Origin of the sequence: Enterococcus raffinosus (assembly GCF_018917525.1) — a bacterium.
Classification (GTDB): Bacteria; Bacillota; Bacilli; order Lactobacillales; family Enterococcaceae; genus Enterococcus_A; species Enterococcus_A raffinosus_A.
Window position 1 is genome coordinate 65,567 of record NZ_JAHLOS010000019.1, and the last position, 12,442, is coordinate 78,008.

Here is a 12,442-nt window from a genome sequence, read left to right on the forward strand (position 1 = left end):
TATTAAATGTGAGGAGGAATTTGATGGAAGTAAGAGAATATGTTGAACAGATTCAAAAGAACTTAGAGGCAAAAGATCCGAACCAAGAAGAATTTTTACAGGCGGTGGAAGAATTTTTACCTACCGTGATTCCTTTTCTAGAAGAACATCCAGAGTACGTTGAAAAAAATATTTTAGGCATGATCATTGAACCAGAACGGATGGTGCAATTCCGAGTGCCTTGGCAAGATGATAAAGGCAATTGGCAAGTGAATCGTGGCTACCGTGTTCAATTTAATTCAGCGATTGGCCCATATAAAGGTGGCCTACGTTTCCACCCAAGCGTGAACTTAAGTATCTTGAAGTTTTTAGGCTTCGAGCAAATCTTTAAAAATAGCTTGACAGGTCTACCAATTGGCGGCGGTAAAGGTGGATCAGATTTTGATCCGAAAGGTAAATCTGATTCTGAAGTGATGCGTTATTGCCAAAGCTTCATGACTGAATTATCAAAACATATCGGACCTAACTTAGATGTGCCAGCAGGCGATATTGGTGTCGGCGGTCGCGAGATCGGATACCTGTTTGGACAATATAAACGTCTGCGTGAATACGATATGGGTGTATTGACGGGTAAACCTTTAGGCTTTAATGGTAGTCTTGGTCGAACGGAAGCAACTGGCTACGGTGCCGTTTACTTCGTGAAACATTTATTAGAAGATCGCAAGGATTCTTTCAAGGATAAAAAAGTAATTGTTTCTGGTAGCGGAAATGTAGCCATCTATGCGATTGAAAAGGCGCAAGAATTAGGAGCAACCGCTCTTACTTGTTCAGATTCAAATGGCTACATTTATGATAAAAACGGGATCGATGTCGAATTATTGAAGGAAATCAAAGAAGTTCGCCGTGCTCGATTAACAGAATACGCAAAAGAATCCTCAACAGCGGAATACTTCGAAGGTTCCGTTTGGGAGCTTGAAACAGCAGCAGATATCGCTTTACCATGTGCGACACAAAATGAGATTGACGATAAAAAAGCTGAAATCTTAGTCAAAAATGGGGTAAAAGTAGTTGCTGAAGGAGCAAACATGCCAAGCACGAATGGGGCAGTTAAGTTGTACCATGAAAATGGCGTTCTTTATGGGCCAGGAAAAGCAGCGAACGCTGGCGGTGTTGCTGTATCAGCATTAGAAATGAGCCAAAACTCTCAACGCCTAGCTTGGACGAAAGAAGAAGTCGATAGCAAACTCGATGATATCATGAAGAATATCTACGAAACCTGTCGCGATACGGCTGCGAAGTATGCAGATAAAGATAATTTTGCAGCAGGCGCGAACATTGCTGGGTTTGAGAAAGTTGCTGCGGCGATGCTGGCACAGGGAACTGTTTAAAATTTAATGGTTTACGCTTGAAAAATCGGTAAAAGAAACGTAAAGTATAGATTGTTATGAAGTGATTTTCAAGGAGGAAAAACAATGGCACACATTCATTTCGATTATTCGAAAGTAGCACCATTCGTGAGCGAACATGAAATGGAGTACATCAAATCTGAAGTAGCTCTAGCTCACAAAGAATTACGCGAAGGTACTGGCGCAGGAAATGACTTCCTAGGTTGGGTAGATCTTCCAGTAAACTATGACAAAGATGAATTTGCGCGCATCAAAAAAGCAGCTGAAAAAATTAAATCTGATTCTGAAGTATTAGTCGTTATCGGGATCGGCGGTTCGTATCTTGGAGCACGTGCCGCGATTGAATTCTTACACCAAACATTCTTCAATGTATTGGACAAGGAAGATCGCAAAGCACCACAAGTATTCTTTGCAGGAAATTCAATCAGCTCAACTTATATCGCTGACTTGATCGAAGTAATCGGTGACCGTGATTTCTCTGTTAACGTAATTTCTAAATCAGGAACAACAACAGAGCCAGCAATCGCCTTCCGTGTCTTCAAAGAATTATTGATCAAAAAATACGGTGAAGAAGAAGCTAACAAACGTATCTACGCAACAACTGATAAAGCACGTGGTGCTGTTAAAGTTGAAGCTGATGCAGCAGGTTGGGAAACTTTTGTTATTCCTGATGATGTCGGCGGACGTTTCTCCGTACTTACAGCAGTTGGTTTATTACCAATCGCAGCCAGCGGTGCCGACATTGATGCGTTGATGCAAGGTGCAGCTGATGCTCGCGAAGCGTACTCAAGCGAAAACTTAGACGAAAATGAAGCATATCAATATGCTGCTCTTCGTAATATTTTATACCGCAAAGGTAAAGTGACAGAAATCTTAGTCAACTATGAACCAGGTATGCAATATTTCAACGAATGGTGGAAACAATTATACGGCGAATCAGAAGGAAAAGACTTGAAAGGTATTTACCCATCAAGTGCTAACTTCTCAACTGACTTGCATTCATTTGGACAATACATCCAAGAAGGTCGTCGTAACATCTTTGAAACGATCGTGAAAGTGGAAAAACCTCGTAAATCTGTGGCAATCCCTTCACAAGAATCTGACTTAGATGGTTTAGGCTACTTAGAAGGTAAAGATGTTGACTTTGTTAACTCTAAAGCTTACCAAGGTACTCTATTAGCTCATACAGACGGCGGCGTTCCTAACTTTGTATTAAACATTCCAACAATGGATGCTTATACTTTAGGCTACGCAATGTACTTCTTCGAAATCGCTGTTGGTATCTCTGGTTACTTATTAGGGGTTAACCCATTCAACCAACCAGGTGTGGAAGCTTATAAAAAGAATATGTTTGCCCTACTTGGAAAACCAGGATTTGAAGATTTAGCAAAAGAATTGAATAATCGTCTATAAAATCAAGAAAAGAGCGCTCGTTTAACGAGGGCTCTTTTTTTTGTCTAATAAAAGTAATATATAGCTAAGCAAAATTAATGATAAAAAGCATAATGAAAGAATAAAGAAACCGGTTTTAAACAAATAAAGATAAATAAAAAATGAACAGGAGATTAAAAATAACCTAGGTTGTTTATGTTGGTGTTTTACGAATTTTCTAACAATTATTGAAATACCCTTGATATTAAAGCAAAAAAACTTATAAAAAACGTTTTCAATTTTTTCTAATTATGTTATTATAAAAACGTAGTATTAAAGGGGGATTTATTATGGAAATTACAGAAACTATTGAAATTGGTCTTGCTTATGAGTGCAAAGCAATTGGAATCGAAAATGAAGTTGTTGGAGTTGTAGAGCAACTCTATAATAATACTGTGTTGATCAATGTTTTACGCTGCGCACCTTCTGACCGAGCGACAGTTATCGAGTTGCAGAATCGTTTATTAGTCAAGTACGAAGATGTGCACGCATGTATTGAAGTCGAATGCACTGCGTAACTTCATAATTGAACATGTGAAAAGTTTATTTTGACAGGAACTAGATTCGGACCCTTCAAAGAAGAGGTTCGAATCTTTTTTGTTTCTTGCTACTTTTAACGTTTAAGAATAATCGTGGGACTCTATCAAACTATTGGTGAGATATAAGCGTTTCTTAAAATGTCACACTTTAAAACGTTAGGTATCGCATTAGTTGATTTTACCGCTTTAAAGTTAACAAACAGTCTATTGAACCTTTAAGTTAGAAGAAATACAATAGAAGTAGATGAAAGATAGAGCGGAGGATGAAACAAGTATTACCGCTTGATACGAGAGAGGGATCATACATGAAGGCAATCGAGATTAATCAATTAGAAAAAGTTTATTCAGATGGCAAGAAGGCCTTAGACAACATTAGCCTAGCTGTTCCTCAAGGGACGATTTTTGGATTTTTAGGTCCGAATGGTGCTGGGAAGACGACGACGGTCAAATTGCTAAATGGCATCTTAGATCCGACTGGTGGAGAGATTCGCGTTCTAGGCCTTGATCCAGTTAGCGAAGCGGAAAAGCTTCATCAATCCACAGGCATCTTAACGGAACATGCAGGCATGTATGACCATTTGACCGGCATTGATAACCTGATTTTCTTTGGGCAGGTTTTCGGTCTGACAAAATCGGAAAGTGAAGAAAGAGGAAGGCAGCTGCTAGAAAAGCTGGAGCTTTCAGATGCAGCCCAAGTAACATTGAAGAGCTATTCTACCGGGATGCGCCAAAGACTTTCACTGGCACGAACCTTAATCCATCGCCCGAGTGTACTTTTTTTGGATGAGCCCACCAGTGGACTTGATCCTGAAAGTACCAAGAAGGTCAATGAATTGCTGCTAGAGCTTTCAAGAGAGGAAGGGACAACGATTTTCCTTTGTACCCATCAATTAAGATACGCCCAAGAAATATGTCACGAATATGGTCTGATGGACAAAGGACAGCTTCTAGCATTAGGCAGTCTATCGGAATTACGAAAACGTACCTTCAACAGTTATAAGGTAACGATTGAGACAGACTTTATGCCGTCATCAGTCAAGAGTAAACGAATCAAAGAGGATATTTATGAGTTGGTGATTCAAGAAAAAGCAGAAATTCCTCAACTGGTGAGAGAAATCATTGGGCAAGGCGGGAATATCATGCAAGTAACTCCCAAGGATTTTTCGTTAGAGGAAATCTATTTTGCGTTATTGGAAGGAGGAGAGTCGCATGTTTAATAGTCGGCAAAAAGCGATTATGGTCAAGGATGTAAGGGGAATTACTGAAAATAAACGCTACTTTTCTGTGCTGACGGTTCTTCCGTTGATCTTCTCAGTAGTTTTTCCAACGATTATGCTGCTAACGGTTTTACTAAGCCCAACGGATTCTTCTTCATTTACTGAGATGGCACGTATTTTACCAGATTTTCAAAAACTGGACCAAGATCAATTGATTCGCGACTTGTTGTCTTTAATGATCAATAATGTCATTCCGATTTTCTTTTTGATCATTCCGATTATGACGGCGAGTGTCATGGCGGCTAGTTCCTTTGTAGGGGAAAAGGAGAAGCGAACGCTGGAGACATTGCTTTATTCTCCGTTATCGATTCGTGAAATTTTCCAGGCGAAAGTCTATGCCTCTTTTTTTGTAGCAATCTTTGTGACCTATGTTTCGTTTATTTTAACTGTAATCGTGATTGAGGCAGAGCTATACTTTCTTAAAGGAATCATGCTTCCTTTAAGCCTTAATTGGCTGTGGGTGATGCTGCTGATTGTACCTGCGATTACCATTATCTCAATCGTACTGATTGTCAAAGGTTCAGCTAAGTCTACGACAATCGAAGAATCACAACAGAAAGCAGCCTTTTTGATTATGCCGATAGCTCTGCTTCTTGTTGGTCAATTTACTGGTATCCTCGTTTTTGGCGGATGGGTAGTGATTTCTATTGGTCTTATTCTATTGCTGATTGCTCTGCTGCTGCTCAGATTTTCCATGACTGGATTTACCTATGAACGTCTACTAGAGCGATAAAAAAATCGTAAACAAACTTCTGCATTAGAGAAGAGTGTTTACGATTTTTGTTTTAGTCAAATTGAAGAATACTTGCTGTGATGCTGCTAATGCTGTCTGAGTCAACTGAAAGGACACGTAGATCGTCTGACAAGATACCTGCCACGTTTTGGCACCGATAGACGGCCGCTTGCTGTTTCGAATTGACCGGCCAAACGTAAACGGCTTGTTTGCGATGCTGCAGAACCTGAATTAGATCATTGTTGGCGGTTCGTGCTTCAATGTTCATGAAATCCAAGGAGGTTTTGGGCGCGCCGATTAGATCTAATGGCAAGATATAACCTACCTTCGTTGTTGGAAAGAGCTGTTTCATCCTATTAGCGACGTCTAGGTCCATACTTTGCAGTTGATGATCGGCTAGCTGCTCTTTTAATGGTAATAATTGTTGAACGATTGAGTTTTTAGTTTTATCAGTGACCTTTAACTCAATCAGCAATTTTTGATTCAAACGGTTCGCTTCAGCTAGATAATCCGCAAACAACGGAATTTTACTTGTATAGCCATTATCTTTTAGCGTGATGTTCTTCAGTTCATCCCAAGTGGCTTCGTCAATGCGCAAATTTTTATCGGCTAGATCCTTCAAATTTTCATCGTGCATTACGACTAATTGCTGATCTGCGGTTTCCTGAACGTCCATCTCTACAAAATCTGGTCGGTCTGTTATGCTGGTTTCTTTTAGAGCTGCGATTGAATTCTGGACACCATTTCGGTTAGTAACTCCTCGATGCGAAATGGTAAAGGGTTCATTTGCATCTTCTAGTTGAAAGGTGTGAGCATAATGCAGCGAGTATAAGCCAAGACAAACGAGGATTGTTAAGCCCAGCCAGACGATTGTTCCTTTTGTTGTAGAATCATCAATCACTGGCTGTTTATCTGATGCAGTCAGGTAGAGGAAGAAGAGTCCCCACAATACGTTTTGTAATACACGATAGAAGACCAAGAAGAGCATCGCGCTACTTTGTCTGGTCAAGAACTGTGTAAGCCAAATAAAACCAATTTTCATTAAAAGACTGGAGGCTAAAAAAGCCAATGGAATCAGGAAAAAAAGACAGAGCTGTTTCATAGATTTTTTTTTCGTTTTTTGCCAGCTAAGCTGTCGACTTTCCTTTAAACTTTTCCCTTGTTTTAGATACTTTGGTGCTAGGACCATCCGATAAAGGAAATAGAGAACGATCAGGTATAGGAAAACAATCACCGGCAGTATTTTCCAACGATAGAGAAAAATAAATGAAAGTATTTTAGCTGGAAGTGGCTGCCATGCTAACAACATTTGGTAAAAGCGAAAGAAAAAAATTGGAGACAAAATCAGCCAGTAGGCAAAGCTAACAAATGCAGCTTTTAAAGAGAAGTTTTGAAATCCTTTTTCATTTGACTGTACCTGACTGAAAAAATTTCCGTAAAGAAAAATTAGAGCCAAAAAAAGTAATAAGTACAAAGGATGATACAGATTATTTAAAAAGCTTTGTCGAAAAAATAAAAAGAGTCCCTCTGATAAAAAGGGAAGACCAAAGACAAGCATGATAAAGTTATATATGGAAAACGTATTGAAAAAATGCGTTATTTGTTGTCGAAAGTAATTCATTGTTCCTCCTAGAATGCTAACAGTAATGGTTTATTTGGAATAAACCGCGCTTTTTATTTAGGGTATCATAAGTCTGTGATTCAAAGTTTGATTATTTCGTGAAATTTGCGAAAATGTGCCTGCTCCTTCATTCAAAATTCAATGCAGCTTCTTCTATTGAATGATAAATAGACTGCGAAAAGCGTAACTCGCAGCTGACTTTCTGTCAATTAATTGTACATTTAAATTAAGCGTCTAAAAAATGCTACACAGACCATACCCAAAATACACAAAAAAAATCCACTAATGAAAATTAGTGGAGGAGTAATTTTTCTAATAGGGCGCCGCCTTGTAATAAAGCTAAGCTGTATAAAAAGATCGAAGCTGGTTTAGCTAAAAAGATAATCGCGCTGTATTTCTTGAAGGACATATTAGTTAAACTAGCCATCAAGCACAACGCATCATCCGGTGCTACAGGCAAGAAAATCGCTAAGGTAAATAATTTATCAAAACGAGGATCATCAAGCCAATGACTGTATTTCTGATAAACCTTGTCACTAACAAGATGCATAATCAACGGCTTGCCGTAATGTCGTCCCATTAGGAAAAGAATCAATGAGCCAATTACGATACCGACATAATTATAAACGAATCCCCAATAGGGTCCAAAAATCAGCACACCTGCTGCGAGGCTGATTCCCCCTGGAATAATCGGGATGACTACTTGAACGATTTGGATCAAAACGAAAATGAGCGGGCCAGCGATCGGTGATTGTCCGACGAGCTGCTGCAATGAATTCATATCATCAAATACCCCTAAACGATAGAAGTAGATCGATAAACTAATCGTTATGGCAATACCCATCAACGAAATAATATTTAATAGTTTTCTGGATTGAACAACACTCATCTGACTCAACTCCTTTGTCTTTCTAAAATGAAGTATAAAGGATAAATTCACAAAATGCATAGGTCTGAGGTAGTAATTTGTAAATTTCGTGCGAAACTTAAAATATTTTTAGATATTTAGTGGTTGCGCTTACAATGTTGACGAATAAATAAATAAAACAGAAAAAAATTTCTGTTTTATAAAGGTTTATTTCATTCGGAAATTGGAACGCGTTCGTTTTAATGCTCGTTCGATCACGTTTGTGAACATGAAACCGATCGCGATAGCGCCAGCTGTGACGAGTACAGTGACAACTTTTTCCATTGATGCGGTAAATTCCTGATTCATCATATGACGCACGGCCATATAAGCTGGACCTCCAGGAACTAAAGGAACTAAACTCGGAACGTTGAATACAATTACAGGCATATGCATGGTCTTAGAGAAGAGGATGCTAATTAAACCGATCATTAAGGCACCTAAAAAATTAGAGATGCCGATATTTTGATGGAAATATGTCTGCAAGATCCAAAAAGTCATCCAGCCCGCAGCTCCGGTGAAGCCGCACGCCAAAAAAGCTCGCCGAGGAATATTTGTTATCACACTGAAGGCGATCGTGCTAAACATACTGAATAGAAAATTGACAATAAAATTCATGAGTGACCTCCAACTAGATTTATTCGTTAAAAGAAGTTAAATGCGACAATAATCCCGCCACCGATTGCCCCAGCGATAAACAAGGCTTCCGTTCCACGAGCGACACCACTGATTAAGTGACCTGCCATAATATCACGAAAAGCATTCGTGATAGCTAACCCAGGAACAAGCGGCATGATTGAGCCGATAATCAGACTGTTTACATCACGAGCAAAAGAGGTTGAGACAGTTAGCAAGGCTAAACTGCCAATAATTAACGCCGCCGCAAAATCATTCAAAAATTTCATCTGTAATTTATTCCCAAAAAATGTGTGAACACAAAAACCAATCATTCCGATGATAAAGGTCGGGATAAAATCAAACCAAGTACCGTTTAGGATAATCATCAAGGTACTGCTGACGATACCCGCAGAGATAATCTTCCAAATATAAGGAAAATCTGGTGTATCCTGATCAACTTCCTCTAGATAATGATAAAATTCCGGTAAAGAAAGCTCACCATCAGCGAATTGGCGGGAGCCTTGATTGACGGCGGTCACTTTTTCCAAATTGATCGATTGAGGGGTAATTTGAATCACCTGGCTATTCTGTTCAGAAGGGAAGCCGACGATCAGCCCCGTGGCTGTTACATAGGTTTGTATATCATCAAGCCCCGCATTCAGGGCGATTCGTTTCATTGTATCTTCTACCCGATAGACCTCTGAACCAGACTCCATCATGATTTTTCCGGCCTTTAAGCAGGTATTTAAAACAAGTTGCGCATAATTTTGCTGTTCCATCAAGCTAACCACCTTTACTATTCTATACTATAGTAGAGAATAAGAATAAATTAGACAAGAAAAAGAATAAGGATTGTCAGAAAACCTTAGAGAAAGTATAATAAAGTAACAGCGAACTTTTTTTGTGAGATACGAATTTTACTTTAAAGAAACAAAAATGTATTCTAATGTATAACGACTCTTTTGTTTTTTAATGAAATAAGTTAAATATTGCATAAATAATGAAACGTTTACACTGCCTTTGTAAGAAAAAATTTGCATAAGTTCACCTGATTTTAGAAAAAAGTTTCTGTAAATTTAGATAACATCCTACATAAGGGTTGCAAAACTAATCAGTTTTTGATTAAAATAAAATGACGGGAAAAATAATAACATTCTGGGAGGAATTACAATGAGAAGAAAAGTTTACACTAAGGACCAGATTCTAAAGGCTGCCTATGAAGTTGTCGAAAATGAAGGTTTCTCTGGATTTACCGCACGAAACATTGCCAAGAAAATGGGAATCAGTACGCAACCAATCTATTTAGAATTTAAAAACATGAGTGATCTTAAGAACACTTTGTTAGATGAAATCTGCAATCACCTATATTACGATATTTTCCCAGAAGTTCGCACAGGTGATACGATCATTGACCTAGGCTTGAGCTATGTTTATTTTGCGAAGGAACAAAGTAATCTTTACAATGCGCTATATGTACAAGAGTACGGTGGTGGAAAGAAAATGCATGACTTCTCTTACAATTACTTCCATCAATTAATTCTGGAGCATCCTAAGTACAGCCAATTATCTGAAAAACGTATCAATGCGTTACACGTAGGAATTTGGATTTGCGTTACAGGGATTGCGACACTGATGTCGTCTGGTATCATTGCACCAACACAAGATGAGATCGTTCATTTGATCAATCGTACCTTGAATAACATCTTAGAAGATGAAGATACTTCAGTATTAGATAGATTGTAACATCTTGACATTTAAGCAAAAAAAGGTAAGATAAATGTTGCGGAAGGTTGGCAGAGTGGTAATGCACCGGACTCGAAATCCGGCGAGCCGCAGTAATGTGGTGCACGGGTTCAAGTCCCGTACCTTCCTTATTTATCAACCTGTTTAGAGTTGTTTAGCTTAGGCTGAGCAACTCTTTTTTGCTGTTAAAACAAAAAGAGGCTAGCTGCTTTGGTAACTAAAGCAGCTAGCAAAATGAAAAGTTTATTAGGGTTGAGTAGACTATAAGGGATGAAGCTTAACTGGAGCTTAAACTATCCAAAATGAGTTTTCGCATTTGATAAAATGCCAATTTTGCTTGCTTTCGCTACTTTTCCTTTTTTAAAGTAACAGTTGTTAAGTAAGTACCAAGAAAAACTTGGTCATACTACCTTTTTTTGGCTCTGCCGGAAGGAAGCGGCTCATACCCGTTCGCTCTAATAAAGGCATCGAATGAGCCGTAGATTTTTTTTATTTGTTTGGTTTGACCGAACTCATTATACTTCGGGACACGATCGTTTGTTGTAATAAAATCATTCAGTTTTTTTATCAATTCCTCCTTTGGCAGCGGCTTGTTCTTGCCAGGAGTATTCAGCGGAAAGCCTTGGCTGCGAAGAAAGTTATTATAGGAACCAAAGTTTTTATTGATAATATGCATGTGCCCCAGTTCTGTTGAAATCGGTGTACGTCCATGCTCCTGTGTAAATAAATGCAATTCGTTGATGACCATTTCTATGGTCATAGGTTGTCTGGTTTTGGCTTTTTTGGGGTTGCTTTTTTTACTGTTTGGTTTGACTCTGGGTTTCAATTCTAAGGATTTATCATACAACGACTCATACCCATGAGCTTTAAGAAAATCAAAATAGGAATCAAAATAGCTTTTAATGGCATAACGATAGCCGAACTCGCTGGCTTTTGGGGCGCGTTGATGCGTTTCTACAAAAGCATGGAGCTTTTCTGCTAATTCGATTTTCGTATAGTACTCGATGACTTGTTTTTTGCCGAGTCCCTGACTTTCTAAAAAATTTGTATAATTTTTAAACATGACTCTAATTGGGGTTTGATAGCCAAATTCTTTAACAGTTGGCGTTCGATGGTGCTGTTCGACAAATTTTTTCAGCTTTCTAACTAAATATTTTTCAGTAATCTTTATTGCCATGTCAATGTTCTCCTTTTCGGCTATGAATAAAATAATGAGTTTAGCTCAAATTTAATGGATAAGAAAACGATACCATAAATTAAATAAAGGATTGTTGTCAATATTTTTAAATTTTTGAAGCAAAAAAAATAATTTTCTACAATGCAGACAAAAGGATTATTACTTGATGGGATAAGAAATAGTGGGAATAAATAAAGAAAAATTAGGTAAAATTTATCTAAATAATGTATTTATTAAGTTTGCCAGCTGGTCTTTAAAAAGAATAGTTTAGCAGTATAAAAATCATCGCTTAATTTTTGAGTTGCTTCATACTATTAAGAATTCGATCTACGGTAGCTAAACATTTCATTTATTCAACGTTTAACGCGGGTTCTGTTATACTAAAGACAATCGATCTAGTAATAGGTTCTTTAGTGAAGAGAATGGTTTGCTTAACATTATAAAGGTTACGATAAGAGGTGGATGAAGATGAAAGAGACCGTATTTTTTAACTTAGGTAACGCAATCGCATCAAAGCGTGATCCAAAGGAATTAATAAAAGAAGCTCAGATCGTCAAGGATAATCGTGATCCATTAGGAAAATTAGTGATTGTGGAGGGCGAGGGAAAAGAATCACTGATCTTGTTTGATTTAGCGGATCAAGAAGAACCCTCAGAAAAGACTGAACCCTTCAAAGTTAAAAAGATTATTGAATAGCTAGGCCCCCTCTGTTAACGGAACGGAGGGGTATTTTTTAGCTTTTTTACTGATATAGGACTATTTTCTGTTTTTTAAGGTCGAAAAAATGGTCATGTGTGGATTTTGAATGCTGGTGTATCAGTATTTTAGGAACGAAATCTTAATAAATCGTGTTGACGTGGGATTATTTATTCATTTTATTAAAGAAATTGATATTGAAAGTTTTCCAAAAAAGGATTAAGTTTTCCTCAGGGACGGACAAATGTTGTTTTGGGTTTCAGGTTGGTGATTGGGTGTCACCAGATTTCGGGATTTGTGGGTTAAAAAAGGAGT

12 protein-coding genes and 1 tRNA gene are annotated in these 12,442 nt (G+C 38.1%); 8 read left to right on the plus strand and 5 right to left on the minus strand.

All coding sequences use genetic code 11. The features are described from left to right. The first annotated feature begins 23 nt into the window (after positions 1–23). The 5 genes from gdhA (at position 24) to KQI58_RS12960 (ending at position 5,365) form a co-directional block, all read left to right on the plus strand. Positions 24–1,367, plus strand: a complete 1,344-nt coding sequence (gene gdhA, locus KQI58_RS12940; protein ID WP_216409506.1) for an NADP-specific glutamate dehydrogenase — start codon at positions 24–26, stop codon at positions 1,365–1,367. A gap of 84 nt (positions 1,368–1,451) precedes the next feature. Beyond that, on the plus strand, positions 1,452–2,798 hold the full coding sequence (locus KQI58_RS12945; RefSeq protein WP_216409507.1) for a glucose-6-phosphate isomerase: 1,347 nt from the start codon (positions 1,452–1,454) through the stop codon (positions 2,796–2,798). 308 nt (positions 2,799–3,106) lie between these two features. Next, a complete protein-coding gene (locus KQI58_RS12950) occupies positions 3,107–3,334 on the plus strand; it encodes a hypothetical protein (protein WP_216409508.1) in 228 nt (75 codons plus the stop codon). 326 nt (positions 3,335–3,660) lie between these two features. Beyond that, positions 3,661–4,572, plus strand: coding sequence for an ABC transporter ATP-binding protein (locus KQI58_RS12955; protein ID WP_216409509.1), 912 nt, complete (start codon positions 3,661–3,663; stop codon positions 4,570–4,572). Beyond that, positions 4,565–5,365 carry an ABC transporter permease subunit gene (locus tag KQI58_RS12960; protein ID WP_216409510.1) on the plus strand — a complete coding sequence of 267 codons (801 nt, stop codon included), beginning with the start codon at positions 4,565–4,567 and terminating at the stop codon, positions 5,363–5,365. The genes KQI58_RS12955 and KQI58_RS12960 overlap by 8 nt, the downstream gene beginning before the upstream one ends. Before the next feature lie 52 nt (positions 5,366–5,417). On the opposite strand, the gene KQI58_RS12965 is transcribed toward KQI58_RS12960, so the two are convergent. From KQI58_RS12965 to KQI58_RS12980, 4 genes are all read right to left on the minus strand, one after another. Further along, on the minus strand, positions 5,418–6,986 hold the full coding sequence (locus KQI58_RS12965) for a glycerophosphodiester phosphodiesterase family protein (protein ID WP_216409511.1): 1,569 nt from the start codon (positions 6,984–6,986) through the stop codon (positions 5,418–5,420). Between the two features lie 292 nt (positions 6,987–7,278). Next, complete coding sequence (locus KQI58_RS12970) at positions 7,279–7,875, minus strand: TVP38/TMEM64 family protein (protein ID WP_216409512.1); 597 nt, start codon at positions 7,873–7,875, stop codon at positions 7,279–7,281. A 186-nt stretch (positions 7,876–8,061) separates the two neighbouring features. Beyond that, a complete protein-coding gene (locus KQI58_RS12975) occupies positions 8,062–8,511 on the minus strand; it encodes a threonine/serine exporter family protein (RefSeq protein WP_216409513.1) in 450 nt (149 codons plus the stop codon). Between the two features lie 26 nt (positions 8,512–8,537). Beyond that, on the minus strand, positions 8,538–9,290 hold the full coding sequence (locus KQI58_RS12980) for a threonine/serine exporter family protein (RefSeq protein WP_216409514.1): 753 nt from the start codon (positions 9,288–9,290) through the stop codon (positions 8,538–8,540). A gap of 391 nt (positions 9,291–9,681) precedes the next feature. On the opposite strand from KQI58_RS12980, the gene KQI58_RS12985 reads away from it, so the two are divergent. Beyond that, positions 9,682–10,254 (plus strand): TetR/AcrR family transcriptional regulator, encoded by a 573-nt coding sequence (locus KQI58_RS12985; RefSeq protein WP_216409515.1) that lies wholly within the window; start codon positions 9,682–9,684, stop codon positions 10,252–10,254. A 41-nt stretch (positions 10,255–10,295) separates the two neighbouring features. Continuing rightward, positions 10,296–10,383, plus strand: a tRNA-Ser gene (locus KQI58_RS12990). Positions 10,384–10,660: 277 nt separating this feature from the next. Here KQI58_RS12990 and KQI58_RS12995 read toward each other — a convergent pair. Beyond that, positions 10,661–11,431, minus strand: a complete 771-nt coding sequence (locus tag KQI58_RS12995) for a homing endonuclease associated repeat-containing protein (RefSeq protein ID WP_216409516.1) — start codon at positions 11,429–11,431, stop codon at positions 10,661–10,663. Positions 11,432–11,899: 468 nt separating this feature from the next. Here KQI58_RS12995 and KQI58_RS13000 point away from each other — a divergent pair, with 468 nt between their 5' ends. Further along, positions 11,900–12,127 carry a hypothetical protein gene (locus KQI58_RS13000; RefSeq protein WP_216409517.1) on the plus strand — a complete coding sequence of 76 codons (228 nt, stop codon included), beginning with the start codon at positions 11,900–11,902 and terminating at the stop codon, positions 12,125–12,127. The last annotated feature ends 315 nt before the right edge of the window (positions 12,128–12,442 follow it).

Excerpts from the sequence above, each read along its gene's own strand:
- gdhA (WP_216409506.1), top strand. The coding sequence starts at position 24 with ATGGAAGTAAGAGAATATGTTGAACAGATTCAAAAGAACTTAGAGGCA.
- KQI58_RS12945 (WP_216409507.1), top strand. The coding sequence starts at position 1,452 with ATGGCACACATTCATTTCGATTATTCGAAAGTAGCACCATTCGTGAGC.
- KQI58_RS12950 (WP_216409508.1), top strand. The coding sequence starts at position 3,107 with ATGGAAATTACAGAAACTATTGAAATTGGTCTTGCTTATGAGTGCAAA.
- KQI58_RS12955 (WP_216409509.1), top strand. The coding sequence starts at position 3,661 with ATGAAGGCAATCGAGATTAATCAATTAGAAAAAGTTTATTCAGATGGC.
- KQI58_RS12960 (WP_216409510.1), top strand. The coding sequence starts at position 4,565 with ATGTTTAATAGTCGGCAAAAAGCGATTATGGTCAAGGATGTAAGGGGA.
- KQI58_RS12965 (WP_216409511.1), bottom strand. The coding sequence starts at position 6,986 with ATGAATTACTTTCGACAACAAATAACGCATTTTTTCAATACGTTTTCC.
- KQI58_RS12970 (WP_216409512.1), bottom strand. The coding sequence starts at position 7,875 with ATGAGTGTTGTTCAATCCAGAAAACTATTAAATATTATTTCGTTGATG.
- KQI58_RS12975 (WP_216409513.1), bottom strand. The coding sequence starts at position 8,511 with ATGAATTTTATTGTCAATTTTCTATTCAGTATGTTTAGCACGATCGCC.
- KQI58_RS12980 (WP_216409514.1), bottom strand. The coding sequence starts at position 9,290 with ATGGAACAGCAAAATTATGCGCAACTTGTTTTAAATACCTGCTTAAAG.
- KQI58_RS12985 (WP_216409515.1), top strand. The coding sequence starts at position 9,682 with ATGAGAAGAAAAGTTTACACTAAGGACCAGATTCTAAAGGCTGCCTAT.
- KQI58_RS12995 (WP_216409516.1), bottom strand. The coding sequence starts at position 11,431 with ATGGCAATAAAGATTACTGAAAAATATTTAGTTAGAAAGCTGAAAAAA.
- KQI58_RS13000 (WP_216409517.1), top strand. The coding sequence starts at position 11,900 with ATGAAAGAGACCGTATTTTTTAACTTAGGTAACGCAATCGCATCAAAG.